The sequence below is a fragment of the Dyella soli genome, assembly GCF_054482295.1.
The window spans coordinates 440258-465797 of the sequence record NZ_JBTFFU010000001.1 but is presented as its reverse complement, the minus strand read 5'-3'; the positions used below and the strand labels follow the sequence as shown (position 1 = coordinate 465797).

The following is a 25540-nucleotide window of genomic DNA, read 5'->3' as shown; positions in this document are numbered from 1 at the left end:
CGGCTCAGCCCTTCATGCTGTCGATTTCGGCGATATTGATCGTGCTGCGGTTGCGGAACAGCAAGACCAGGATCGCCAGGCCAATGGCGGTTTCCGCCGCGGCCACGGTAAGGATGAAGAACACGAACACCTGCCCCGCCACGTCGCCCAGGAAGCGGGAGAACGCCACGAAGTTGATGTTCACCGCCAGCAGCATCAGCTCGATCGACATCAACAGCACGATCACGTTCTTGCGGTTGATGAAGAGGCTGGCCAGGGCGATGCAGAACAGCACCGCGCCAAGCACGATGAAATGCGAAAGCGTGATCATGGGGTCGACTCCTTGCCCGGTGCCGGCTGCGGCGCGGCCGGGACTTCCGCCGCCATCTTGACCACGCGGATGCGGTCCTTCGGATTGACGCGAACCTGCTGCGAGGCCGCCTGGTGGCGCACGCCGGTACGCTCGCGCAGGGTCAGCACGACGGCCGCCACCACGCCCACGGTCAGGATCAGCGCCGCGATCTCGAACGGCAGCAGGAACTGGGTATAGAGCGCATGGCCCAGCCATTCGGTGTTGGACATGCCGGCGACGGTGGCCGGGTCGGCCCCCATCACGGCTTCATGCATGGCGCGCACGCCGATCAGGGCGAGCATTTCGCCCAGCATGATCAGGGCCACGATGATGCCGACCGGCAGGTACTTGATGAAACCCTCGCGCACGTGCTCCTGCTTGATGTCGAGCATCATCACGACGAACAGGAACAGCACCATCACCGCACCCACGTAGACCACGATAAGGGCAATGGCGAGGAACTCGGCTTCGGCCAGCAACCAGATGCAGGCCGTGCTGAAGAAGGTCAGCACCAGCGACAACACGGCATGCACCGTGTTGCGAAGGGTGATCACGCCCAACGCCGCCGCCACGGTGACCGCGGCGAAGGCGTAGAAGCAGACCAGTTGGAACACAGACGGATCAATCATCGGGTGTGTCCTCAGCGATACGCGGCGTCTTGAGCGCGGGCAGCCGCGATGTCCGCCTCGAAGCGGTCGCCAATGGCGAGCAGCTGCGGCTTGGTCACCACGTTCTCGCCACGCTGCTCGAAGTGGTACTCATGGATATGGGTTTCGACGATCGAGTCGACCGGGCAGCTCTCTTCGCAGAAGCCGCAGAAAATGCACTTGAACAGGTCGATGTCGTAGCGCGTGGTGCGGCGCTGGCCGTCGCTTTCGCGCGGCGCCGAGTCGATGGTGATGGCGAGCGCCGGGCACACCGCCTCGCACAGCTTGCACGCGATGCAGCGCTCCTCGCCGTTCGGGTAGCGGCGCAGGGCATGCAGGCCGCGGAAGCGGTTCGACTTGGGGATGTGCTCCATCGGGTAGCGCATCGTGTACTTCGGGCTGAACATGTAGCGCATGGTCAGGCCCATGCCCTTGAACAGCTCGATGAGCAGCAGGCTCTTGAAATAGTGAGTAACGCGGGACATGTTTTTCTTCAGCCTCCCGTGCCGACGGTGACCCAGCCGAAATACTTCATGCAGCCGGCGACGAGGACCCAGACGATGGTGATGGGAATGAACACCTTCCAGCCCAGCCGCATGATCTGGTCATAGCGGTAGCGCGGGAAGCTGGCGCGGAACCAGAGGAACAGGAAGGCAAACAGGAAGGCCTTGGCGAACAGCCAGAAGAAGCTGCCCTGCCCCACGAAGCCCCACGACGCCGGCAGCGGCGACAGCCAGCCACCCATGAACAGGATGGCGGCCAGGAAGCTGACCAGGATCATGTTGGCGTATTCGGCCAGGAAGAACAGCGCGAAAGCCGAACCGGAATATTCCACGTGGAAACCGGCGACGATTTCCGACTCGCCTTCCGCCACGTCGAACGGCGCGCGGTTGGTTTCGGCCACGCCCGAGATGAAGTAGATGATGAACACCGGCAGCAGCGGCCACATGAACCAGTCGAAGATGCCCTTGCTGCCCGCCTGGGCATGCACGACGTCGGTGAGGTTCAGCGAGCCCGACAGCACCAGCACGCAGACCAGGCACAGGCCCATGGCCAGTTCGTAGGAGATCACCTGCGCCGCCGAACGCATGGCACCCAGCAGCGCGTAGCGCGAGTTGGAGGCCCAGCCGGCCAGGATGATGCCGTACACGCCGAGTGAGGTCATCGCCAGCAGGTACAGCACGCCGGCATTGACGTTGGCCAGCACCAGCTTGTCGTTGAACGGAATCACCGCCCACGCCGCCAGGGCGGGAATCAGCGCCAGCATCGGTGCCAGGTAGTACAGCACCTTGTTCGCTTCGGTCGGAAGGATCACTTCCTTCAGCAGCAGCTTGACCACGTCCGCGAAGGCCTGCAGCAGGCCCAGGGGACCGATCTTGTTCGGCCCCATGCGCACGTGCATCCAGCCGATGACCTTGCGCTCCCAGTACACGAACATCGCGACCGCGATGACCAGCGGCAGCACAATGCACAGGATGTACACGATCGGCCAGACGATCTGGTTGAGAATCTGTTCGCCCATGTGCTTATGCCTTGCTCAGGGTGAGGGACGCGCCATACGGCGGCAGCGTGACGGTGTCGTCGTGTGCGGCTTCGATCCAGGCAGTGCCATCGGGAACGGAAGCGTCGATCACCAGCGGCAGCACCGCGTCGGCGACCCGTACTGCAACGCCCTCGCCCAGGCCCAGGCGCTGTGCCTCGCCCGCATTCACGCGCACGGCCGGTGCGCGGTTCAGCGGATGCGCCTGCAACGCCTTTGCACGGCGCACCACCGCGTCGGTGCGATAGATCGGCCAGGTGGCGAGGCGGCTCAGGCCGCCGGCCTGCGGACGCGCGGCCAGCTCGGCGCGCGGCTGATGGCCGCGTTCGCTCAGGCCTTCGCGCAGGCCGGCAAGGTCATCGAACTCGAAGCCGGCCAGCTTCAGGACACCACCGAGCGCACGCAACACCTTCCAGCCCGGGCGAGCTTCGCCCGGAGCCTTCGAGCCCGCGGCCACGCTCTGCGAGAGACCGTCGACGTTGACCAGCGTGCCGTCCATTTCCGGCAGCAGGGCGATCGGCAGGATCACCTGGGCAACCTCGCGCAGCGCGGGGCTGGCATAGGCCGTGAACGCGACCACCTGGCCGGCGCCACGCAATGCCTTGAGCAAGGCAGCGCCGTCGGCCACGTCCTGCGGCTCGACGCCGTAGAGCAGATAGCCCTTGCGCGGCTGCGCCAGCATCGACTGCGCATCGAGGCCGCCATTGCCCGGCAGCACGCCCACGCGAGCCAGGCCCACGGCGTTGGCGCCGACCGGCAGCTCGTTGTAGGCGGCCCCGGTGGCCTCGGCGATGAAGCGCGCCAGCGCGCGCAGCCACGAGGTCTGCGGATGCGTCACGGCGGCCTCGCCGAGGATGACCACCGCGCTGCCAGCCTTGAGCTGGGCAATCGCGTCCTTGTCCCCCTGGTCGGTGGCGGCACCGTTGATGGCGGCGGCCAGCGCGGACGGCGCGGCGGCACCGGCCTCGACGGCAGCCCTGGCCAGCGACAGCAGCGCATCGACCAGCGCCGGCGGCGCCACGATGGCTTCGCCTGCCAGCTTGTAGTTGAAGTTGAAGCTCGCCGGATTGACGGCGTAGACCTTGGCGCCCTTTTTCACCGCCTGGTGGATGCGGTGGTTGACCAGCGGCAGCTCATGGCGCAGGTCGGAGCCGACCAGCAGCGCCGCCTTGACCTTGTCCAGCTCGGCTACCGGCTTGCCGAAGGCGGTGGCAGCGGCGTTGTCGGCGAAGTCCAGCTGGCGCACGCGGTGATCGACGTGCGCGCTGCCCAGGCCGCGGGCCAGGCGAACCAGCAGGTCGCCTTCCTCGCAGGTGGTTGCCGGGTGCACCAGCACGCCCAGCTCACTGCCCGGCACCGCCTTGAGCGCGTCGACCGCGGCGCCGATGGCGTCCTCCCAGGTCGTGACCTGCCACTGGCCGTTGCGCTTGACCTGCGGCGCGCTGACGCGATCGGCGGCGTACAGGCCCTGGTGGCTGTAGCGGTCGCGGTCGGACAACCAGCATTCGTTGATGGTTTCGTTGTCGCGCGGCACCGTGCGCAGCACCTCGCCGCGGCGCGTATGCAGCCACAGGTTGGAGCCCAGCGCGTCGTGATAGGCGACCGACGGCTTGGCGACCAGCTCCCAGGCACGCGCCTGGAACTGGAACGGCTTGTTGGTGAGCGCGCCCACCGGGCAGACGTCGATGATGTTGCCCGACAGTTCCGTCTCGATGGTCTTGCCGATGTAGGTGCCGATCTGCAGGTTGTCGCCGCGGCTCATGCCGCCCAGCTCGTAGGTGCCGGCGATTTCGCTGGTGAAGCGCACGCAGCGCGTGCACTGGATGCAGCGGGTCATCTCGGTGGCGACCAGCGGGCCGAGGTTCTCGTCGGTGATGGTGCGCTTGCGCTCGGTGTAGCGCGACACGCTGCGGCCGTAACCCAACGCCACGTCCTGCAGTTCGCACTCGCCGCCCTGGTCGCAGATCGGGCAGTCGAGCGGATGGTTGATCAGCAGGAACTCCATCACGTCCTTCTGGAACTTCAGGGCGACGTCGGAGCGGGTCTTCACCTTCATGCCTTCGGCCACCGGGGTGGCGCAGGCCGGCTGCGGCTTGGGCATGGGCTTGCCGCCCATCTCCACCTCGACCAGGCACATGCGGCAGTTCGCGGCGATCGGCAGCTTGCGGTGATAGCAGAAACGCGGGATCGCCACGCCAATGGCGTCGGCGGCCTCGATGATCATGGCGCCCTTGCGGATCTGCGTGGGCTTGCCGTCGATCTCGATGTTCAGCAGGTCAAGGGCGGGCGTAGCGGGCTGCGCACTCATGCGGCGGCTCCAAGCTTGTCGTCGACGATGGAACGGCCGTTGACGATGTAGTACTCGAATTCATCCCAGAACTGGCGCAGGAAGCCCTGCACCGGCCACGCCGCGGCTTCGCCGAACGCGCAGATGGTGTGGCCTTCGATCTGGCCGGCGATGGCCTTCAGGCGATGCAGGTCGTCCATGGTGCCCTGGCCTTCCACGATGCGCGTCAGCACGCGGTGCATCCAGCCGGTGCCCTCGCGGCACGGCGTGCACTGGCCGCAGGATTCCTTGTGGAAGAACTGCGAGATGCGACGGGTGAAGCGCACCGTGCAGACGGTGTCGTCCAGCACCACGATGGCGCCCGAACCTAGGCCCGTCTTGAGGTCGCGCAGGGTGTCGTAGTCGAACGGCAGGCCCTTGAGCTGTTCCGCCCGCAGCACTGGCATCGACACGCCGCCCGGGATCGCGCCCTTGAGCGTACGGCCCGGACGCAGGCCACCGGCCATCTCGAGCAGTTCGTCGAAGGTGGTGCCCAGCGGCACTTCGAAGTTGCCGCCCTTCTGCACGCAGCCGGAGACCGAGAAGATCTTCGGGCCACCGTTCTTGGTCTTGCTCTGCGCCAGGAACCAGTCCGCGCCCTTGCGCAGGATGGCCGGCACCGAGGCGTAGGTTTCGGTGTTGTTGATCGTGCTGGGCTTGCCGTACAGGCCGAAGTTGGCCGGGAACGGCGGCTTGAAGCGCGGCTGGCCCTTCTTGCCTTCCAGCGACTCCATCAGCGCGGTCTCTTCACCGCAGATGTAGGCGCCGGCGCCGAGCGCGCCATAGATATCCACGTCGAGGCCGGTGCCCTGGATGTTCTTGCCGAGCAGGCCGGCCGCGTAGGCTTCCTTCAGCGCCTCTTCGAAATGCTCGAACGGCTCGTGATGGAACTCGCCACGCAGGTAGTTGTAGGCCACGGTGGAACCGGTGCAATAGCACGCGATGGCCATGCCTTCGATCACCGCATGCGGGTTGAAGCGCAGGATGTCGCGGTCCTTGCAGGTGCCCGGCTCCGATTCGTCGGAGTTGCAGAGGATGTACTTCTGCATGTTGCCCTTGGGCATGAAGGACCACTTCAGGCCGGTCGGGAAGCCCGCGCCGCCACGGCCGCGCAGGTTGCTCTTCTTGATCTCCTCGATCAGAGCGTTCGGATCGGGCTTCTCGGCGAGGATCTTCTTCCACGCTTCATAGCCACCGACCTGGGTGTAGCTGTCCATCGCCCACGGCTTGTCGAAATGCAGCGTGGTGTAGACGACCTGGTGTTCCTGGGGTGCGGGTCCGTAAGCCATTGCGCCCTGCCCTTAATTCAGACCATCGAGAATCTCGTCGATCTTCGCGATCGAGAGCCTCTCGTGGTAATGGCCATTGACGGTCATCGCCGGCGCGCTGGCGCAGGCGGCGATGCATTCTTCTTCGCGCTTGAGGTACACGCGGCCATCGGCGGTGCTCTCGCCGAGCTTGATGCCAAGCTTCTTCTCGCAATGCGCGACCAGCTCGTCGGCGCCGTTGAGCCAGCACGAAACGTTGGTGCAGATCGCCACGTTGTTGCGCCCGACCGGCCTGGTCTCGAGCATCGAGTAGAAGCTGGCGACCTCATACGCCCACACGGCGGGCAGTTCCAGGTACCTGGCGACGGCGGTGATCAGCTCGTCGGTAAGGAAGCCGTGGTTCTGCTCCTGCGCGGCGAACAACGCCTGGATCACCGCCGAGCGCTTGCGATCCGGCGGGAAGCGGGCAACCCACTCGTCGATGTGGTGACGGGTGTGGTCGTTGAGTTCGACGAGCGGATCGACGTTCCTGACCTGCTCGAAATTTCCGGTGGCTTTCATGTGTGCTTTCCTCCGGGCTCAGCGATCGACTTCGCCGAACACGAGGTCATAAGTGCCGATCATGGCCACGACGTCGGCCAGCATGTGGCCGCGCACGATGGCATCCATCGACGACAGGTGGGCAAAGCCCGGTGCGCGCAAGTGCACGCGGAACGGCTTGTTGGCGCCATCGGAAACCAGGTAGCAGCCGAACTCGCCCTTGGGCGCCTCGACCGCGGCATAGGTTTCGCCAGCCGGCACGCCATAGCCTTCGGTGAACAGCTTGAAGTGATGGATCAGGGCTTCCATGTCCTCCTTCATGCCTTCGCGGTCCGGCGGTGCGACCTTGTAGTTCTGCACGATCACCGGACCGGGATTGGCACGCAGCCACTTCACGCACTGCTGGATGATGCGGTTGGACTGGCGCATCTCCTCGACGCGCACCAGGTAACGGTCGTAGCAGTCGCCGCCCGAGGCCACCGGGATGTCGAAGTCCACTTCCGCGTACTTGGCATAGGGCTGCTTCTTGCGCAGGTCCCATTCGATGCCCGAACCGCGCAGCATCACGCCGGTCATGCCCCAGGCCTGGGCCATGTCCGGCGAGATCACGCCGATGCCGACCGTACGCTGCTTCCAGATGCGGTTGTTGGTGAGCAGTTCCTCGTACTCGTCCACCTTCGACGGGAAGTCGCTGGTGAACGCCTCGAGGAAGTCCAGCATGGAACCTTCGCGCCAGCTGTTGAGGCGCTTGAGGTCCTTGCCCTTGTGCCAGGGCGACTCGCGGTACTGCGACATCTGCGCCGGCAGGTCGCGGTAGACACCGCCCGGACGGTAGTAGGTGGCGTGCATGCGCGCGCCCGACACCGCCTCGTAGACGTCCATCAGTTCCTCGCGCTCGCGGAACGCGTACAGGAACACCGCCATCGCGCCCAGGTCGAGCGCGTTGGAGCCGATCCACATGAGGTGGTTCAGGATGCGGGTGATCTCGTCGAACATCGTGCGGATGTACTGCGCACGCTCCGGCACCTCGATACCCATCAGGTTCTCGATGGCGCGCACGTAGGCGTGCTCGTTGCACATCATCGACACGTAGTCGAGGCGGTCCATGTAACCGATGGACTGGTTGAACGGCTTGGACTCGGCCAGCTTTTCGGTGCCGCGATGGAGCAGGCCCACATGCGGATCGGCGCGGACGATGGTCTCGCCGTCCATCTCTAGCACCAGGCGCAGCACGCCGTGCGCAGCGGGATGCTGCGGGCCGAAGTTCATCGTGTAGTTGCGAATCTCTTGCACGGATTAGTTCCTCCGCCAGTCGTCGGCGGCTTCGGCCTTGGCCTGCACCAGATCGGCGTCGTCACGGATCACGCGCGGCACCAGCACGCGCGGTTCGATCGACACGGGTTCGTACACCACACGCTTCTGCTCGGGGTCGTAGCGGACCTCGACGTTGCCGATCAGCGGGAAGTCCTTGCGGAACGGATGGCCAACGAAGCCATAGTCGGTCAGGATGCGACGCAGGTCCGGGTGGCCTTCGTACACGATGCCGTACAGGTCGAACGCCTCGCGCTCGAACCAGTTCACGCCCGGCCAGATGCCGGTGACCGACGGCAGCATCGGCAGCGTGTCGTCTTCGCAGAAGGCGCGCAGGCGCAGGCGATGATTGTTCTCGAGCGAAAGCAACTGGATCACCGACGCGAAACGCCGCGGCAGGTTCTCAGCGCGAGGACGGTCCGCCCACTTGAAGCGGCCCATGGCTTCGCCTTCCACGCCGCGCGAGAAACCGGTGCCGGTAACGGTCTCGGTGTCCCACTCGGTCTGGCCGTAGCCCAGGTAGTCGATGCCGCAGAGATCGATCAGCAGGCGAAAGCGGAACGGCGCCTCGTCACGCAGGGCCGTGGCCACGGCGAGCAGGTCGGCGGCGGCCACTTCGGCAGTGACCTCGTTGCGTGCGGTGCTGATCGACAGCGTGTCGCCGAATCGCGCGGAAAGGCGCTCGGCCAGCGAGTTCGATTGCGTATCAGTCATGGCTGGGCTGCGCCTTTCAGGAACGCGCGATGGTGTTGGTGCGACGGATCTTCTTCTGCAACTGCAGGATGCCGTGGATCAACGCCTCGGCCGTGGGCGGGCAGCCCGGCACGTAGATGTCCACCGGCACAATGCGATCACAACCGCGCACCACGGAATACGAGTAGTGGTAGTAGCCGCCGCCATTGGCGCAGCTACCCATGGAGATGACCCACTTGGGGTCGGGCATCTGGTCATAGACCTTGCGCAGCGCCGGGGCCATCTTGTTGACCAGGGTGCCGGCCACGATCATCACGTCGGACTGGCGCGGACTCGGGCGGAAGATCACGCCATAGCGGTCAAGGTCCAGGCGCGCGGCGCCCGCGTGCATCATTTCCACGGCGCAGCAGGCCAGGCCGAACGTCATCGGCCACATCGAACCGGTGCGCGCCCAGTTCATCAGCGCATCGACGCTGGTGGTGGCAAAGCCGCGCTGCATGACCGGGTTGTCACCGGCCGGACGCAGGATGTCGTCCACCAGGTTCAGCGGCTGCGGGTTGTGCATCACCCGGTCGAGGGACGAGATCACTCCCATTCCAGTGCTCCCTTCTTCCACACGTAAGCGAAACCGACGACCAGGAGCAGCAGGAACAACGCCATCTCGATGAGCGCCACCAGGCCGATCTTCTGGAAGACCACGGCCCACGGGAACAGGAAGGCGATTTCCAGGTCGAAAATGATGAAGATGATCGCCAGCAGGTAGTAGCGGACGTCAAAGCGCATGCGCGCATCTTCGAACGCTTCGAAACCGCACTCGTAGGGCGAGAGCTTTTCCGGTTCGGGGCGACTTGGGCCGGCGAGCAGGCCAATGGCGAGCAGGACTACGCCCAGGCCAGTGGCGACGCCGATGAACAGCAGGATGGGCCAGTATTCGGCAAGCACGGTGAAACGTACCTCCGCGCCTTCAATGGCGCATCAGTGACCGTTGGGGGAAACGGTCCGGAACCGGGTTCGGCGGGCCGGTGAGGGCCACGGGTTGTTCACCACGATGAAGCGGTTTGCGGCCGCCATCGTCCGACTTTCCACGATCAGGGTCGGGAATCGCGACATTGTATCAGCGCGCTTAACAACAACAAGCCTTGACGGCTATTTGCAGGGAAGTTTGCGCGTGTTAGTGCATGGCCCGCGTCACGTCGGCGCAGACCATCGCCACCAGGGTCTACATGGTGTGCGTCGGGCGCTCGGAGCCGGTCATGCCCGCCAGGATGTTCTCGATGCGGGTGCGGGCCACTTCACCGTCGGTCGATTCGTTGAATTGCACGCCGATGCCGGCGGTGCGGTTGCCCTGGGCGCCCACCGGGGTGACCCAGACGACCTTGCCGGCCACCGACAGTCGCTCGCCCTCGTCGGTGAGGTTGATCAGGAGCACCACTTCGTCGCCGAGCGAGTAGCGCTGGGCCGTGGGCGCGAACAGGCCGCCGTTCTTCAGATAAGGCATGTACGCGTTGTAGAGCGACGCGGTGTCCTTGATCTTCAACGAAATGATGCCCTGGCGGGCGGCAATGGCCGGATTCATGACTGCTCCTGCAAACCCCTGGGGCAATACCCCCCAAGTCGCATCCTAGCGAGCGCCGAGCCCGAGCCACAAGCGATGCGTGGAAGGAATGTGACGGGCGCGGCGACTCAGAGCTCGCACCAGCCCCAGCGATCGAAGATCCAGGGCGATGGCAGGTACATGTGCAGCTTGGCGAAAACTGGACCGACATGCCCCTCGGCCAGTGCATGCAGCACATAGTGGCCCTGCCCGTCGCGGGTCACCGGCGCCCGGCTCCACGGCCAGGTGCGCACCGCCTCGCCGTCTGCCACGGTCAATCTCAGCCACGGCCGCAGGGCGGCGGAGGGCTGCCAGGGCAAGACGGTCGCGAGCGGTCCGGCATGGGGCTCGCGCACGACCTGGTAGCGCTCGGGCCGGTCGGCCAGGCGACGCATGCGCTTGCCGCTGAGGGCCATCTGGCTGCGATGGCAGGCCAGCGCGGTCAATTTGTTGGCGTGCATGCCCACCGACGAATCGAGCTTCACCCTGCCCGTCACTTCACCTTCACGGCCGTGGACGAGGTACGCCAGCAATTCGGGCGGCGCGCCCTGCCTGGACGCCAGCGCCAGCCGGGTCAGCACATGCGCGGCGCCGTGGTCCGGGTGATGGTCGCCCAGTGCAGGCAGCGCAACCAGGCTGGGTCGAAAGGCATCCAGGCAGGCGCCGACCGCCTGCCGTGCTGCGACAAAGTCGTTGCACAGCTTGCTGGTGAGCCCCATGTCGGGCCAGCCCAGCGCTTGCAGCGCCGAAGGGTCCACGCCCAGCTGGCCCAGTGCCTGCCCGACTTCGCCCCGGCGTCGCTCGCCCCAGCGGCGACGCTCGGCCGCGCCAATGCGCAGGCGACGTTCCACCCAGCGCTGCGGCCACGGGTTGTTGTCGCCATTGGTGAGCAGGAGGATGCGCACCTCGCCGCCGGCTTCGCGTACCTGCTGGATCAACTCTCCCGTCGCGATGGATTCGTCGTCCGGGTGCGGCGACACCACCAGCAAGCGCGTCCTGGCGTTGAGACTCAACGCCATGTCAGCCGCCTCCCGTCGCCAGCGGGCGCCAGCCGCGGTCAAACGCCTGGCTCCAGACCAGGGCGACCGGCGCGCCGTCGCGCACGCTGAAATGATGCAGGCCACGCCCCAGTGTCCAGTGGTCGGCAACCGGCGCACCGTCGAGGCTGGCATCGAGGCGCCCGTGCCCGTCCGTCAGCACGTAGTCGCCCGGCAGCGCCACGTCCACGACCTGGTCGGCCGCCTGCGAGGCCAGCATGCGACCTGCCACCCAGACATCCCTTCCTGCCGGCACGTAGTTGGTCTCCACGAAGTAGGCGCTTGCATAGGGTAGACGACGCAGCACGACCAGCATGGTGCGATGGTTCACCAGTTCGTCGACGATGGTGTCCGTCATTTGGCCGCGCCGCAAGCGATGCAGCGCGAGGGTTTCCAGCACCGGGTAATACGGACGCAGGCGGAAAATGGCATCGCCCTTGGCATCCATCACGGTGTCGTGCCGGTCCGTGTAGTGCAGCACCAGCGCCAGTTCGGCGCGCTGGGCGGCGAGGCTGTCTTCCCATGGCGGCGCGTACGCGATCAGCGTGGCCAGTTCGACCGCGAGCACGCTCGCCAGCAGCCATCCGCGCCACCGGCGCCGGTCGCGCAACCAGGACCAGGATGCCAACTGACCGCAACAGGCCAGCACGACCAGCGGGATGGCGGGCAGAAAATCCTGCCCGGTGATGAGGGGCCACACGAACCAGATCAGCAGGAGATACATGCCTCCGTGCAGGGCCAGGAAGGCCGCCCAGGCGAAGCCCTGTCCCCCGCGGCGGCGGACGATGTAGCGCAGGACACCGACCAGGGCCATGGTCATCAGCAGGAACCACAGCAGATGGGCGGCAGCGTGGCGCTTGTTGACGCCGCCCATGTTGTAGCCGGCCAGCCCGTACCAGGCCGCACCGAGCGCGCCTTGCCACGCCAGCCAGCCGGCGAAGATCGCCGGCACGACGAGAAACCCCAGCGCGCCGATGCCGAGGTATGGCCAGGGAAATGGTCGTCCGGAGGTCGGCCGCATGAGGCGCACCGTGGCCCAGGCGAGCAAGGCCGTGACCAGCAACACCAGCGTTTTCTGCGACACGCACAGCGCACACCCCACCAGCAGGCCCGCCACCAACCAGCGCCACGCACGCACCGGCGCCCCGACCAGGAACGCCAGCGCGGCCAGCCACAGGGCCATCCACAGGTCGTCGGTGCGGAACTGGCCGCTGACCATGAAAAAACGCGGGTACAAGCCGGCGACCAGCACGGCGACGACCGCCACGCGCCACCCGTACAGGCGCCAGCCCATCCAGCCCACGGCACCGAGTGCGACCACGTACCAGGCCTGCATGGCCAGACGCAGCCAGGTCAGTACATCGGCCCGTCCGTCGAGCAGCCGCAGCAGCGGCGCATGCAGCCAACCGAACAGCGGGCCGTGGTTGTCGAAGACGTCACGGTAAGGCAGCAGGCCCTGGCTCCACGCCCAGGCCACGTGCGCGTGCTGCGCTTCATCGGAATTGAGCGTGTACGCATCCAGCCACGCCAGTCGAAGGACCAGCAGGAACGCGAGGGACAACCAGGGCCAGACGGGGTAACGGCACCACAGGGGGGACTTCATCGCGCAAGGCTAGGCAGGCGGGCTGTCAGCCAGCTTTCCCTGCGCCGCCACTCAACGCCAGCGCGAGAGCAACTCCAGCAGCAGCAGATCGCCGCGCAGCGGACCGCGCAGCGATTCACGCGTGCGATTGACCAGCACGTACCACTGGTCGAGCGCTTCGGCATCCAGCTGGCTGGCCAGCGGACCGACGCCCGCCGTCGCACGCGCCTTCAGTTCGTCGGCCACCACTTGCGCGGCGAACCAGAGCCGTTGTTCGGGTTCGCTGTCGAGCCAGCGTTTGGCCGTCTCCATCGCTTCGCCGCGCCCCGCCGCCAGCGCCGCGAGGTCCTTGCGCACTTCAAGCCGACGTGCCAGCGCGCCGGCCTCGGCCCAGGCGCGCGCGAGTCCGGGGTTGCCACCTGCCGCATCGAGCGCGGTGGCGGCATCGTTCACGCCGCCGCGCTGCAACCAGGCGAGTGCCTCTTCGCGCGCCGGCAGGTGGATCTCGATGCGCTGGCAGCGACTGCGAATGGTCTGCGGCAATCGCCACGGCGCATCGGCCACCAGCAGCAGCAGCGTCTGCGGCGATGGTTCTTCCAGTGTCTTCAGCAACGCGTTGGCCGCGGCCGCATTCATGGCATCGGCAGGATCGATGCAGACCACCTGCCAGCCGCCGAACTGGCTGGACATGGCCAGGCGCGCCGACAATTCGCGGATCTGGTCGACCACGATCTCGCTGCGCTGCACGCCGTCCTTGCGCAGCCCGAAGCTCAGCACGGCAAAGTCCGGGTGCGTGCCCGCGGCGAGCAGCTGGCAACTGCGGCAGTGGCCGCAGGGCTCGCCCTGCTGCGCCTGCGTGCACAACAGGCCTTGCGCAAACCGGCGCATGAAGTCGCGCTTGCCGAGGCCGGCCGGCCCGCACAGCAGCAAGGCATGCGGCATGGCATCGCGGGCGCGCCGCGCCTGCAAGCGCGACCAGTGTTCGGCATGCCACGGCATCGCATTCATGCGACCGCTCCAAACAAGTGGCCGGTGGCATCGATGGCCGCCTGCAGCACCTGGGCTGGCGACCGGCTGGCGTCGATCACGCGGAAACGCGCCGGCTCCGCCGCCGCGCGTGCGCGATACGCCGCACGTACGCGTTCAAAGAAAGCATCCGCCTCGACTTCGATGCGGTCCGCCTCGCCCCGGCCCGCCGCACGGGCACGCCCGGTGGCCACGGGCAGATCGAGCAACAGGGTGAGATCGGGAGCCAGGCCATCAGTCGCCCAGCGTTCCAGCATGGCAATGCGTTCCACCGGCATGCCGCGACCGCCACCCTGGTAGGCATAGCTGGCATCGGCAAAGCGATCGCACAACACCCACTTGCCCTCGGCCAGCGCAGGCTCGATGCATTCGCGCACCAGCTGCGCGCGCGAGGCGAACATCAGCAGCAGCTCCGACTCGCCGCTCATGCCATGCAGGGCCGGATCGAGCACGATGGCGCGGATCGCCTCGCCCAGCGGCGTGCCGCCCGGCTCGCGCGTCTGCACCAGTTCCACGCCCCGCGCCAGCAGGTGCGCCCGCAGCCCGGCGAGCAAGGTGCTCTTGCCGGCGCCTTCGCCGCCCTCCAGCGTGATGAACTTGCCTCGTGTGGTCATGGACAGCGCTTCAGTTGGTAGCAGGCGACATTGCGATTGTGTTCGTCCAGCGTACTCGAGAACACATGGCTGCCGTCGCCACGCGCGACGAAATAGAGCTCGGTACCCGTCGCCGGATGCAGCGCCGCCTCGATGGCCGGCTTGCCGGGCATGGCGATGGGCGTGGGCGGCAGGCCCGGTCGCGTATACGTGTTGTAGGGCGTATCGGTGGTCAGGTCGCTCTTGTGGATATTGCCGGCATAGGACTCACCCATGCCGTAGATCACGGTCGGGTCGGTCTGCAGCAGCATGTGCGTCTGCAGGCGCCGCACGAAGACACCGGCGATGCGTGCACGTTCGTCGGCGCGACCGGTTTCCTTTTCCACGATCGAGGCGAGGATCAGCGCGTCATAGGGCGTGGCCAGTGGCAGGTCCTGCCCGCGTTGCGCCCACAGCGCGTCGAGCATCTTCACCATCGCGGCATGCGCGCGGCGCAGGATGTCCAGGTCGCTGTCGCCTTTCACATAGGCGTAGGTCTCGGGCAGAAAGCGTCCTTCCGGCATTTCTCCGGCCAGGCCGATCTTGGCCATCAGCGCTGCGTCCGCCAGGCCTGCGCTGTCCTGGCGCAGCTTGTCGGCCTTGGCCAGCGCCTGGCGAAGATCGCGAAAGCTCCAGCCGTCGACGATGGTGAAGTTGCGCTGCAGGACTTTGCCCGTCGCCATGTTGAGCAGCAGGTCGCGCGGCGTCATGCCGGGGCTGAGTGCGTATTCGCCAGCATGCAGGCGGCCGGCCACGTGCAACTGCTCGGCCAGCACGCGCCAATAGAGCGGCCCGGTGGACGTCGCGTGCTGCTCGCGCAACTGGGCCACGACATCGCGCAGGCTGCTGCCGCGCCCGATGTCGAGGCTGGCTGCCTGTGCCTCGACGGTGAGCGGCGTCTGCGTGAAGCGCCGGTAATCCATCCAGCCATAGGTCACGGCGCCGGCCACCGCCAGCAACAGCAGTACTACCACGGCGCGCCAGATCCCGCGCCCTTCCATCGTGTGACGAATCATGCCTGCTCCATCGGAAAACCCAGGCCGCGCCAGTGCTGCTGCAAGGCGCGGGTGACCGGGCCGGGAACATACACGGTATGGTCCACGGCCTGAACAGGCAGGATGCCTCGGACGCTCGAACTGAGGAAGATCTCCGCGGCACCGGCCATCGTCTCGCGTGACAGCGGCAGCACCTTTGCACCGGGCCACGAGGCCAGCACCTCGGCACGCCCGACGCCCGCCACGCCGCATTCGTCAACCGCCGGCGTGACCAGTTCGCCATCGATTACCGCGAACACATTGGCCATGGTGGCCGAAATGACCTGCCCTGCGGTGTCGCACAGCAGCCCCTCGACCACCGCGGGGTCATTCCATTCGGCGCGTGCAAGCACCTGTTCCAGCCGGTTGAGGTGCTTGATGCCGGCCAGCAGGGGCTGGCGCGCCAGCCGCGTGTCGCACCAGCGCACGCGGATGCCTTGCACATAGGCATCGCCGCGCATGCCGGGCGCCTCGAACGCAGCCACGATGCGCGTGGGCCGCGGCGTCGGCGGCGGCGCATAGCCGCGAGGCCCCGTGCCTCGCGTCAGCGTGATGCGCACCACCGCCTGGGCCAGGTCATCCGCGACGACGGCGACCTCGCGCAGGAGCAGCGCCGGATCGGGCATGGCGAGGCGCAGGCGCTGGCAACCCTCCTGCAATCGCTGCATGTGGCGCGTCCACAACGGCGCGTGGCCGTCCACCAGGCGAATCGTCTCGAACAGTCCGTCGCCATAGGCCAGCCCGCGGTCGAACACGCTCACCGCATCGGCGCGCGTGCCGTCAACCAGCACCCGCCCGTCGGCCGCGCTCATCCCGCCACTCCCAGCGCCCGCAGCAGGCCGCGCGCCTTGGCGCGGGTCTCGTCCAGTTCCTTCTCGGCAATCGAGTCGGCCACGATGCCGGCGCCCGCGCGCAAGGTCACCTGCGAACCGGACAGAGTGAACGTGCGGATGAGGATGTTGAGGTCGAGATCCCCGTTGCGGTCGAGATAGCCCAGCGCACCCGTATAGGCGCCGCGCGGCGCCTGTTCCAGGGCCGCGATGATTTCCATGCAGCGCACCTTGGGGCAACCGGTGATGGTGCCGCCGGGGAACGTCGCGGCGATGACTTCGCCTGGCGTCACGTCGTCGCGCAGCCGTCCGCGCACATTGGACACGATGTGGTGAACGTGCGCGTAGCTTTCCACCACCATCAACTCGTTGACCTCGACCGAACCCGGCACGCAGACACGCCCCAGGTCGTTGCGTTCGAGATCGATCAGCATCACGTGTTCCGCGCGCTCCTTCGGGTGCGTGCTCAACTCGCGGATGCGTGCCACGTCGTCATCGCCCGGCGTGCGCGGCCGCGTGCCGGCGATCGGTCGCGTCTGCGCCAGGCCGTTGCGCACTTCCACCAGCCGCTCGGGCGACGAGCTGACCACGGCCCATCCAGGCTGCTGCACCATGCCTGCGAAGGGCGCGGGGTTGGCTTGCCGCAGCGATGCATACAGCTGGGCCGGCTGCGGCGGCAGCGCATAGTGCGCACGCCACTCGCGCGACAGATTCACCTGGAAGATGTCGCCGGCCAGCAGGTGTTCGTGGATGCGCGCCACGCCATCAAGGAACAGCGAGGGGTCATCCTCGTCGCAACGGTCCGGGCGAGTCACGGCAGGTGTCGGCGCGGCAGCAGCGAGATCGGCCTCCATCGCGTCGAGCAGGGCCTCGTGGCCCGGCTCGGCGACGAGCAGCGTGCGGTCGCCTTCGTGATCGACCACGATGGCCGCGGGACAACGCAACGCCAGCGCAACCGGCAGTGGCGCCGGCGAACTCAGCTGCAGGCGCGGCTCGACCTCTCCCGCCAGTTCGTAGGCAAGCAGCAACAGCCAGCCACCATGGAACGGCAGGTCGTCCGCGTCCCGGCACGAAGACCTGTCTGCGCGCCAGGCGTCATCGAGCGCATCGAGAAAATGGCCGGACCGCTCGTTGCCCTGCCCGTCCAGCAGCCGGCCATCCGCATGGAGCGTCAGCGACGCCTGCGGAAAGGCAAACAGGATGTCGTAACGCGACTGCGGGGTACCGCGCGTCACGCTTTCGAGCAGGCCGGGATAGCGATCCGGAAATGCAGCGGCCGGCGCGAGCAGATCGCGCCGGCCGTGCAAGTGACGACAATGGACGTTCAACGCGCCGCTCAAACGCGGCGGAATGCCAGCGTGCCGTTGGTACCGCCGAAGCCGAACGAGTTGGAGATGACGACGTCGAGCTTCGCTTCGCGCGCCACGTTCGGCACGAAATCGAGATCACAGCCTTCGCCCGGCTCATCCAGGTTCATGGTCGGCGGCAGCACCTGGTCGCGCAGTGCCAGGATGCTGAAGATGGCTTCCACGCCGCCGGCCGCGCCAAGCAGGTGGCCGGTCACGGACTTGGTGGAGCTCATCGCCAGCTTGTAGGCGTGATCGCCGAACACGCGCTTGGCGGCCAGCACCTCGCCGAGGTCACCCAGCGGCGTCGAGGTACCGTGTGCATTGACGTACTGCACCTCGGTCGGGTTGAGGCCGGCATCCTTCAATGCGCTTTCCATGCAACGCGCCGCACCTTCGCCGCCCTCGCTGGGCGCGGTGATGTGGAAGGCGTCGCCGCTCATGCCAAAGCCCACGAGCTCGGCATAGATCTTCGCGCCGCGCGCCTTGGCGTGTTCGTACTCTTCCAGCACCAGCACGCCGGCGCCATCGGACAGCACGAAGCCATCGCGGTCCTTGTCCCACGGACGGCTGGCCTTGGTCGGCTCGTCGTTGCGCGTGGACATGGCCTTGGCCGAGCAGAAGCCCGCCATCGCCGTGCCGGTGGTGGCGAACTCGGCGCCACCGGCGATCATCACGTCGGCATCGCCGTACTGGATCATGCGCGCGGCCAGGCCGATGTTGTGCGTACCGGTGGTGCACGCGGTCACGCAGGCGATGTTCGGGCCCTTCAGGCCGTACATGATCGACAGGTGGCCCGAGACCATGTTGATGATCGAGCTGGGCACGAAGAACGGCGACACGCGACGCGGGCCCTTGTCGTGCAGTTCGATCGAGGTGTGCTCGATGGTATGCAGGCCGCCGATGCCGGCAGCCACGGCCACGCCGATGCGCGGCGCGTTGGATTCGGTCACTTCCAGCCCGGAATCGCGCAGGGCTTGCGTGCCCGCGGCAATGCCGTAATGGATGAACGGATCCATCTTCTTGATCTCTTTCGGGGCAATCCACTGCGCCGGATCGAAATCGCGGACCTGACCGGCGATGCGCGTGGCATAGGCGGTGGCGTCGAAATGGGTAACCTCACCGATGCCGCTGACGCCCTTGAGGATGTTGTCCCAGGCGGTAGCGATCTCGTTGCCGACCGGCGAAATGATGCCGAGGCCGGTTACAACCACACGTCGTTTGCTCATGCTGATCTTCCCTCGTGTTTCCGTGGTGCTGCCGCCAGCGGCAGCGTTTCCGCGTCATCGCGGCCACGTCATCCGGGCCGGGTGGCCCGCTTGCGCGCACCATACGGGATCGGACGTTGCAAAATGCAGAAACGAAAACTGCGCCAATGTGGCGCAGCTTCCGGTATCGCCAGTGGGCAAGCGCATCACGTGGACGCGCCGGCCGCAACGGAGCGATCACTCCTTGGTATGGGCCTTGATGTAATCGACGGCCTGCTGCACCGTGGTGATCTTCTCGGCTTCTTCATCCGGAATCTCGGTCTCGAACTCTTCCTCGAGGGCCATCACCAGCTCGACGGTGTCCAGCGAATCCGCGCCCAGATCGTCCACGAACGAAGCGTTCGCCGTGACTTCATCCTCCTTCACGCCCAGCTGCTCGATGACGATTTTCTTGACGCGCTCTTCGATGGTGCTCATGTTGCCAATACCTCCCAAGGAGTAGTTACCTGTCAACGCCGGCCCGAGGCCGGCATATGGCCGGCGGATTGTAGTGGCTAAGCCCTGAGGCCGCCATGGTCCGCCAGCGATGGATGGGCGCAGGCCACGGGACCGGCGCGAAAGAAGCAATTGTCTCCTAAAACCGTTCCGCTGGCGACAATTCCTCGTTAAGCCGGCCCGCGCCGGCCCGCCGGGAGGCCATGGCACCCCGGCTGTTTCAAACAGAAGGGAGGTCGAACGCGTCGCCATCCCCGCCATTTCGCCCTTACGGCATGTACATGCCACCGTTGACGTGCAGCGTTTCGCCGGTGATGTAGGAGGCCGCCGGGGAGGCCAGGAAGGCGACCGCCTTCGCAATATCGGACGCTTCGCCCAGGCGACCCAGGGCGATCTGGCCAAGCAGGGCCTGCCTGGACTCTTCCGGCAGGGACCGCGTCATGTCGGTATCGATGAAGCCCGGCGCCACCACGTTCACCGTGATGCCACGCGAACCGATCTCGCGCGCCAGCGACTTGGAGAACGCGATGATGCCCGCCTTGGCAGCGGCATAGTTGGACTGCCCGGGATTGCCGGTCAGGCCGATCACCGACGCGATCGAAATGATGCGGCCCTTGCGCGCCTTCATCATGCCGCGCATCACCGCCTTGGAGGTGCGATAGACCGAGGTCAGGTTGGTGTCGAGAATGGCCTGCCAGTCGTCCTCGGGCATGCGCATCAGCAACTGGTCGCGCGTGATGCCTGCATTGTTGACCAGGATCGAGATGGCGCCGAATTCCTTGGTGATCTCGCCGATCAACGCCTCGACAGCCGCGCCATCGGTCACATTGAGCGCGCGGCCGTGGCCGCCGTGCGGCGCCAGTCGTTCGCCGATGGCCGCTGCACCACTCTCGCTGGTGGCGGTGCCGATCACGGTCGCGCCCTGCGCCGCCAGTTCATCGGCAATGGCCGCACCGATACCGCGGCTGGCGCCCGTGACGAGGACGATTTCACCCTGGAGTGTCTTGCTCATCTGTCATTTTCCTTTGGATGGCTGGACGTGCATACGTCCAGCCGCGTGAATCGTGCGAAGCCACCTGGCCTCGTCGCCATGGAGTTCGCCTGGCTCAGGCCCACTCGGTACGCGTGGCTTCGATCTCCGCCGGCGTGCCGATGGCGCGCGCTTCGACGGACTTGTCGATGCGCTTGATCAGGCCGGCCAGCACCTTGCCCGGGCCGGCCTCGGCAACGCGCGTGGCGCCACCGGCGACGAGCGCCTGCACGCATTCGGTCCAGCGCACCGGCAGGTAGAGCTGGCGCTGCAAGGCGCCGCGGATATCGTCCACCGTGGCATAACTGCGCGCCTCGGCGTTCTGCACCACCGGAATCGACGGCAGCGTCCACTGGATCGAACCCATGCGCTCGCCCAGGCGATCGGCGGCGTCGCGCATCAGCGCGCAGTGCGAGGGCACCGACACGGCCAGCTTGATGGCCTTCTTCACGCCCTGCTCGGCCAGCCTGGCCAGCGCGCGGTCCACCGCCTCGGCGTTGCCGGCGATCACCAGCTGCCCCGGCGAATTGAAGTTGGCCGGCGATACCACCTGCCCCTGCGCCACTTCTTCGCAGACGGCGGCGATCTGGGCATCGTCGCCACCAAGAATCGCGGCCATCGCGCCCACGCCCGGCGGCACGGCCGCCTGCATCAGGCGACCACGCTCGGCCACCAGCGCCGCCGCGTCATGCAGCGAAATGGCACCGGCGCACACCAGCGCGCTGTATTCGCCCAGGCTGTGGCCCGACAGCTGCGCCGGCTGCGCGCCGCCGAGCTTCTGCCACACGCGCCAGACGGCCACGCTGGCGGCCAGCAATGCCGGCTGCGTGTTTTCGGTGCGATTGAGGTCTTCCTCCGGACCCTGCTGGCTGAGCGCCCACAAGTCGACGCCGGCACCCTGCGAGGCTTCGTCGAAGGCAGCCTTCACTTCAGGGTGTACGGCGGCCAGTTCGGCCAGCATGCCGACGGATTGCGAGCCCTGGCCCGGGAACACGAAAGCGAGGGTGGCAGCGGTCTGAGTCATGGAGCGAGGGTTTTCCGGAAGCGAAAAACGGAATGGTGCCAGTAATGGCAGCCATACGCAGCTGTATATGGGCGCGGGAGGGGGTGAACGTGGGGTGCGTCACCCTTGGCGGGTGTCCTGGCCTGGCAGGACAAGCGGGGCCCGTGACGACCGCAAGGCGGCTTCGAAGGGGCCTTGCATTTCGTTTCGTCTCATGACCCTCGTCCTTGTGAAGGACGCGGCGACCGGGCTCGCCTGCGGCGGGCTTCCGACCTCCTGCCGGAGGCCGGGTCACTTTTCTCTGTGTGGCCAGAGAAAAGTAACCAAAAGAGAGGCCACCCCGATGTCGCGCCTTCCGGGCTGCGCCCTCCAGGTGCGCGGGCGGGTTCCGGCGGTTTGTCGACAGGGCCTCCTGCCCTGACGACAAACTGGCCGGCATCCCTGCCGGCCACCCTCCGGGCTTTTCCCTCCACCCGCCCGCCGCGCCACAGGGGAATGGAGGTCAAATGCAAAGTGCCACGAGCGACGAGCAACGAGCCACGAGCCTTCGGCTCTTGATCCACAAGGCCCCTGTGCGGCGGTGAGGGACGGACGATCAGGCCCCGCAGGGGTGCCTGGCAGGGATGCCAGGCACTTTTCGCCAGGGCAGGATGCCCTGTCGAAAAGCCCGGCCGGCCCTCACGGACTTGCCGGGCCATCGGCCCGGCAAGCGCCAAGCGGGGTGCTCTTTCTTTTGGTTACTTTTCTTTGAGCACGCAAAGAAAAGTAACCCGGCCTCCGGCAGGAGGGCGGAACCCCGCCGGAGGCGAGCCCGGTTGCCCCCGCGCTCACAAGCGCAGAAGGCGCTGGATCCCCACGTTCGCGGGCATGACGAACATCCGGACCAAAGCCAGGCGAAGAACATTCCGCGCTTCAAGCGAGTCCGGCTTGGGCCCAGATGACGCGCAACCGGATCAGCACATCGCGGAACACAAAAAAAATGCCGCCCACATAGGGCGGCATTCTCAAACCAGAGACCAGCGCGACGTATCAGTAGCGCAGCAACGCCGAAGCCCAGGTAAAACCGCCACCGAATGCCTCCAGCAGCAGGTTCTGCCCACGCTGCACCTTGCCCGAGCGCACGGCGTAATCGAGCGCCAGCGGCACCGAGCCGGACGAGGTGTTGGCGTGCTCGTGCACCGTTACGACTACCTGTTCCATCGGCATGTTCAAGCGCTTGGCCGTGGCTTCGATGATGCGCAGGTTGGCCTGGTGCGGGATCAGCCAGTCGATCTGCGAGGCTTCCATGCCGGCGGCCTGCAGGGTTTCGTCGACCAGCGAATCGAGCGTCTTCACCGCGACCTTGAACACTTCGCGGCCGGACATGTTGATGCGCACGCCATGGTTGGGCTCGTCCTTGAAACCGACCGAGACGCCAACCGGGTTGTACAGCAGGTGCTTGAAGCCGCCATCGGCGTGCAGGCAGGTGGCGAAGATGCCCGGCTCTTCCGAGGCTTCCAGCACGACGGCGCCGGCGCCATCGCCGAACAGCACGCAGGTCTCGCGCTCGTTCCAGTCGATCATGCGGGTCAGCGTTTCCGCGCCGATCACCAGCACCTTCTTCGAATGGCCGCTGCGGATGAACTTGTCGGCCACGCCCAGTGCGTAGACGAAGCCCGAGCAGGCGGCGTTGACGTCGAACGCCGCGCAGCCGTTGGCACCGAGGCGGTGCTGCACGAGGCAGGCGGTGGACGGGAAGATGATGTCGGGCGTGGTGGTGCCCAGCACGATCAAGTCGATCTCGGACGCCTTGACGCCAGCGGCATCGAGCGCGCGCTGCGCCGCGAGGGTCGCCAGGTCGCCGGTGGTTTCGCCGTCGGCGGCAATATGGCGCTTCTGGATACCGGTGCGCGTGCGGATCCACTCGTCACTGGTTTCGACGATCTTTTCGAGATCGGCGTTGGTCACCACGCGGTCGGGCAGCGCACTGCCGGTGCCGGTGATGCGGGCGTAAATCTGGGCCATTAACTTTCCATGAAGCTGTGGGGGCGAAGCAGGCTGCGCGCGGGCGCTGCAGCCGGTTGCCAGTCCGCCAACGTTACGTGGGTGATCGCCTAAACGCAAAGCGGCGCGAAATCGCGCCGCCCTGCGGAACCGTATCCCTTGCGGGAACGATCAATCCTCTTCGACCACCGAGGTGTTGGTGTCGATGACCTTCTTGCCGCGGTAGTAGCCATCCTTGGTGACGTGATGGCGCAGATGCACCTCGCCACTGGTCGGATCGGTGGCCAGCTGCACGGTCTTGAGCGCATCGTGCGAACGACGCATGCCGCGGGTGGACGGGGTCTTGCGGCTCTTGGCAACGGCCATGGCTACTCTCCAGCTAAATCAACGTTTCTTGAGTTCGCGCAAAATCGCGAACGGGTTATCGGAACGCCCTTCGCCCGAGGAGGTTTCCTCAGGCTCGTGGCCTACTACTTCATCGGGCAATGTGCTGTCCGGGTTCACCGGGACCAGCGGCAGTGCCAACAGCAATTCATCTTCGATCACATCCACCAGGTTCAGCTTGCCGTCGTCGGCCACGAGCAAGGGCTCGCAACCCGGCGGCAGGGCCGATTCCTCGCGCTCGAGGCGGATCAGGCCCAGGCGGCTGTCCAGCGTTACCGGCAGCACGAAGGGCTCCAGCGTACGTTGGCAAATCAGTGTCAGCGGGGCCTGGACACGCACGTCGAGGTACGCCGTACCAAACTCGTCCCGCCCAAAATCCAGCTCGTATTGCGCTGTCCCGTCAGTGCTCGCCAAGGCACCGCCCAGCCGCTGCATGGCGGCTATGGGCAATGATCCCTGGAACGAACGCCGCGCCGAGACCATGCGCCAAGCGTCCACGGACTCTGGCAGTGTCACGGACATAGACATGAAATCTTAGGATTACAACCCCTTGAAGTCAACGGGCCTGGCACACCGAAACACTCCGGGGGCGCCATTTTGCCTGAATGCGCCCAGTACGGCAGACTGCGAATACCTTCGAACTGCGAGCCGACCGTCCCGTGAATGCCTATCTGACGCTCGGCATGGCTGCCCTGGTGGCGCTCTCGGTGGTGGCGATCGGCCTGGCCATCTTCTATCGCCGTCGCCTCGACCGCCGCGCAGGCAGCCTGCACGTCCTGCTGCAGCTGGCGGACCGGCTGGAGGCGGATCTCAAGACCTGCCGGACCGGGCTGCAACAGGCCCATGCCGTGATGTCGGTGAACCCCGACCAGCCAGCCAGCGGGGAAAAAGAAGCGCGCCAGGCGATCGATGCGGGCCTGCGCTCCCTGCTGCAGCAACGCATATGGATCCGCGACAAGGCGCCCCGCGCCAGCCAGGAACAGCTGGATCAGGCAGTCCATGCCATGAACGAAACACGGGACAGGTTGCGCCCCTTGCTCGCCGCCCTGGATGACGCCCAGCACGAACTGGACAGCGCCATGCGCGAGCATATCCGGCGGGATTACGAAGCATGAGCGTGCCGCGGCTGGTCCTGGGCTCCACCTCGCGCTACCGCGCCGAGCTGCTGCGCCGCCTGTACGCCGACTTCGAGCAGCGTGCGCCCGGCACCGACGAAACCGCGCTCCCCGGCGAAACACCGCGCGCCCGTGCGCTGCGGCTGGCCGTGGCCAAGGCCCACGCCGCGGCGCAAGGGCTGGATGACGCGCTGGTGATCGGTTCGGACCAGGTCGCCGAGCTGTCAGGCGTGGTGCTGGACAAACCCGGCACCGAGGAGCGTGCGCGGGCCCAGCTGACGGCCAGCTCCGGCCGCGAAGTGCATTTTCATACCGCGCTGTGCCTGCACGACACGCGCAACGGGCAGGATCTCGTCCACGTCGACCACACGCTGGTGCGCTTTCGCAGCCTCGACGCCGGCGAAATCGCCCGATACATCGAACGCGAGCAACCGCTCGACTGCGCCGGCAGCTTCAAGTGCGAAGCGCTGGGCATCAGCCTGTTCGAGCGCATCGAGAACGACGACCCCACGGCGCTGATCGGACTGCCGCTGATTGCGCTGGGCCGCTTGCTGCGTGAAGCCGGCATCGCCCTGCCCTGACGCG

General features: G+C 66.5%; 28 protein-coding genes. 2 read left to right on the top strand and 26 right to left on the bottom strand.

All coding sequences use genetic code 11. The features are described from left to right. Window positions 1–4: 4 nt before the first annotated feature. The 26 genes from nuoK to ACXU4B_RS02140 all read right to left on the bottom strand — a co-directional run bounded on the left by nuoK (window position 5) and on the right by ACXU4B_RS02140 (window position 24323). A complete protein-coding gene (gene nuoK / locus ACXU4B_RS02265) occupies window positions 5–310 on the bottom strand; it encodes an NADH-quinone oxidoreductase subunit NuoK (protein WP_131407376.1) in 306 nt (101 codons plus the stop codon). Further along, window positions 307–960, bottom strand: a complete 654-nt coding sequence (locus tag ACXU4B_RS02260; protein ID WP_131407374.1) for an NADH-quinone oxidoreductase subunit J — start codon at window positions 958–960, stop codon at window positions 307–309. Before ACXU4B_RS02260 ends, nuoK begins: the two co-directional genes overlap by 4 nt. A gap of 11 nt (window positions 961–971) precedes the next feature. Further along, window positions 972–1463 carry an NADH-quinone oxidoreductase subunit NuoI gene (gene nuoI / locus ACXU4B_RS02255; protein ID WP_131407372.1) on the bottom strand — a complete coding sequence of 164 codons (492 nt, stop codon included), beginning with the start codon at window positions 1461–1463 and terminating at the stop codon, window positions 972–974. Window positions 1464–1471: 8 nt separating this feature from the next. Further along, the gene (gene nuoH / locus ACXU4B_RS02250) at window positions 1472–2500 is read right to left on the bottom strand and encodes an NADH-quinone oxidoreductase subunit NuoH (protein ID WP_131407370.1); all 1029 of its coding nucleotides are present in this window, start codon (window positions 2498–2500) and stop codon (window positions 1472–1474) included. 4 nt (window positions 2501–2504) lie between these two features. Further along, complete coding sequence (nuoG, locus tag ACXU4B_RS02245) at window positions 2505–4826, bottom strand: NADH-quinone oxidoreductase subunit NuoG (protein WP_131407368.1); 2322 nt, start codon at window positions 4824–4826, stop codon at window positions 2505–2507. Further along, the gene (nuoF, locus tag ACXU4B_RS02240) at window positions 4823–6133 is read right to left on the bottom strand and encodes an NADH-quinone oxidoreductase subunit NuoF (protein WP_131407366.1); all 1311 of its coding nucleotides are present in this window, start codon (window positions 6131–6133) and stop codon (window positions 4823–4825) included. Before nuoF ends, nuoG begins: the two co-directional genes overlap by 4 nt. 12 nt (window positions 6134–6145) lie before the next feature. Further along, window positions 6146–6673: an NADH-quinone oxidoreductase subunit NuoE gene (gene nuoE, locus ACXU4B_RS02235; RefSeq protein ID WP_131407364.1), complete on the bottom strand. Its 528-nt coding sequence runs from the start codon at window positions 6671–6673 to the stop codon at window positions 6146–6148. Window positions 6674–6691: 18 nt separating this feature from the next. After that, window positions 6692–7921 carry an NADH-quinone oxidoreductase subunit D gene (locus ACXU4B_RS02230; protein ID WP_240734078.1) on the bottom strand — a complete coding sequence of 410 codons (1230 nt, stop codon included), beginning with the start codon at window positions 7919–7921 and terminating at the stop codon, window positions 6692–6694. Between the two features lie 27 nt (window positions 7922–7948). Beyond that, the gene (locus ACXU4B_RS02225) at window positions 7949–8677 is read right to left on the bottom strand and encodes an NADH-quinone oxidoreductase subunit C (protein ID WP_131407360.1); all 729 of its coding nucleotides are present in this window, start codon (window positions 8675–8677) and stop codon (window positions 7949–7951) included. Between the two features lie 16 nt (window positions 8678–8693). Continuing rightward, window positions 8694–9251: a NuoB/complex I 20 kDa subunit family protein gene (locus tag ACXU4B_RS02220; protein WP_131407358.1), complete on the bottom strand. Its 558-nt coding sequence runs from the start codon at window positions 9249–9251 to the stop codon at window positions 8694–8696. After that, window positions 9242–9598, bottom strand: a complete 357-nt coding sequence (locus tag ACXU4B_RS02215) for an NADH-quinone oxidoreductase subunit A (protein ID WP_131407357.1) — start codon at window positions 9596–9598, stop codon at window positions 9242–9244. The genes ACXU4B_RS02220 and ACXU4B_RS02215 overlap by 10 nt, the downstream gene beginning before the upstream one ends. A 277-nt stretch (window positions 9599–9875) precedes the next feature. Further along, a complete protein-coding gene (locus ACXU4B_RS02210; protein WP_131407355.1) occupies window positions 9876–10232 on the bottom strand; it encodes a PilZ domain-containing protein in 357 nt (118 codons plus the stop codon). A 107-nt stretch (window positions 10233–10339) separates the two neighbouring features. Beyond that, the gene (locus ACXU4B_RS02205) at window positions 10340–11269 is read right to left on the bottom strand and encodes a PIG-L deacetylase family protein (protein WP_131407353.1); all 930 of its coding nucleotides are present in this window, start codon (window positions 11267–11269) and stop codon (window positions 10340–10342) included. A gap of 1 nt (window position 11270) precedes the next feature. Continuing rightward, window positions 11271–12890 carry a glycosyltransferase family 39 protein gene (locus ACXU4B_RS02200; RefSeq protein WP_131407351.1) on the bottom strand — a complete coding sequence of 540 codons (1620 nt, stop codon included), beginning with the start codon at window positions 12888–12890 and terminating at the stop codon, window positions 11271–11273. A gap of 51 nt (window positions 12891–12941) precedes the next feature. After that, the gene (holB, locus tag ACXU4B_RS02195) at window positions 12942–13877 is read right to left on the bottom strand and encodes a DNA polymerase III subunit delta' (RefSeq protein ID WP_131407349.1); all 936 of its coding nucleotides are present in this window, start codon (window positions 13875–13877) and stop codon (window positions 12942–12944) included. Further along, the gene (gene tmk / locus ACXU4B_RS02190; RefSeq protein ID WP_131407347.1) at window positions 13874–14509 is read right to left on the bottom strand and encodes a dTMP kinase; all 636 of its coding nucleotides are present in this window, start codon (window positions 14507–14509) and stop codon (window positions 13874–13876) included. The genes holB and tmk overlap by 4 nt, the downstream gene beginning before the upstream one ends. Then, entirely contained in the window at window positions 14506–15543 is a 1038-nt protein-coding gene (gene mltG / locus ACXU4B_RS02185; protein WP_165583120.1) for an endolytic transglycosylase MltG, read from the bottom strand. Before mltG ends, tmk begins: the two co-directional genes overlap by 4 nt. After that, entirely contained in the window at window positions 15540–16373 is an 834-nt protein-coding gene (pabC, locus tag ACXU4B_RS02180; protein WP_131407345.1) for an aminodeoxychorismate lyase, read from the bottom strand. The genes mltG and pabC overlap by 4 nt, the downstream gene beginning before the upstream one ends. Then, window positions 16370–17719, bottom strand: coding sequence for an aminodeoxychorismate synthase component I (locus ACXU4B_RS02175; protein ID WP_131407343.1), 1350 nt, complete (start codon window positions 17717–17719; stop codon window positions 16370–16372). The genes pabC and ACXU4B_RS02175 overlap by 4 nt, the downstream gene beginning before the upstream one ends. An 8-nt stretch (window positions 17720–17727) precedes the next feature. Next, window positions 17728–18966: a beta-ketoacyl-ACP synthase II gene (fabF, locus tag ACXU4B_RS02170; RefSeq protein WP_131407341.1), complete on the bottom strand. Its 1239-nt coding sequence runs from the start codon at window positions 18964–18966 to the stop codon at window positions 17728–17730. 216 nt (window positions 18967–19182) lie between these two features. Next, window positions 19183–19422, bottom strand: coding sequence for an acyl carrier protein (gene acpP / locus ACXU4B_RS02165; RefSeq protein ID WP_114823364.1), 240 nt, complete (start codon window positions 19420–19422; stop codon window positions 19183–19185). Window positions 19423–19708: 286 nt separating this feature from the next. Then, window positions 19709–20452 (bottom strand): 3-oxoacyl-ACP reductase FabG, encoded by a 744-nt coding sequence (gene fabG / locus ACXU4B_RS02160; protein ID WP_131407339.1) that lies wholly within the window; start codon window positions 20450–20452, stop codon window positions 19709–19711. Window positions 20453–20546: 94 nt separating this feature from the next. Further along, a complete protein-coding gene (gene fabD / locus ACXU4B_RS02155; protein ID WP_131407337.1) occupies window positions 20547–21494 on the bottom strand; it encodes an ACP S-malonyltransferase in 948 nt (315 codons plus the stop codon). 1008 nt (window positions 21495–22502) lie between these two features. Then, window positions 22503–23477 carry a beta-ketoacyl-ACP synthase III gene (locus ACXU4B_RS02150; RefSeq protein ID WP_131407335.1) on the bottom strand — a complete coding sequence of 325 codons (975 nt, stop codon included), beginning with the start codon at window positions 23475–23477 and terminating at the stop codon, window positions 22503–22505. Window positions 23478–23627: 150 nt separating this feature from the next. After that, window positions 23628–23822, bottom strand: a complete 195-nt coding sequence (rpmF, locus tag ACXU4B_RS02145; protein WP_019466219.1) for a 50S ribosomal protein L32 — start codon at window positions 23820–23822, stop codon at window positions 23628–23630. A gap of 18 nt (window positions 23823–23840) precedes the next feature. Then, a complete protein-coding gene (locus tag ACXU4B_RS02140) occupies window positions 23841–24323 on the bottom strand; it encodes a YceD family protein (protein ID WP_131410254.1) in 483 nt (160 codons plus the stop codon). A 176-nt stretch (window positions 24324–24499) separates the two neighbouring features. On the opposite strand from ACXU4B_RS02140, the gene ACXU4B_RS02135 reads away from it, so the two are divergent. Further along, window positions 24500–24955, top strand: a complete 456-nt coding sequence (locus tag ACXU4B_RS02135; RefSeq protein ID WP_131407333.1) for a hypothetical protein — start codon at window positions 24500–24502, stop codon at window positions 24953–24955. Further along, the gene (locus tag ACXU4B_RS02130; RefSeq protein ID WP_131407331.1) at window positions 24952–25536 is read left to right on the top strand and encodes a Maf family protein; all 585 of its coding nucleotides are present in this window, start codon (window positions 24952–24954) and stop codon (window positions 25534–25536) included. Before ACXU4B_RS02135 ends, ACXU4B_RS02130 begins: the two co-directional genes overlap by 4 nt. Window positions 25537–25540: the final 4 nt, after the last annotated feature.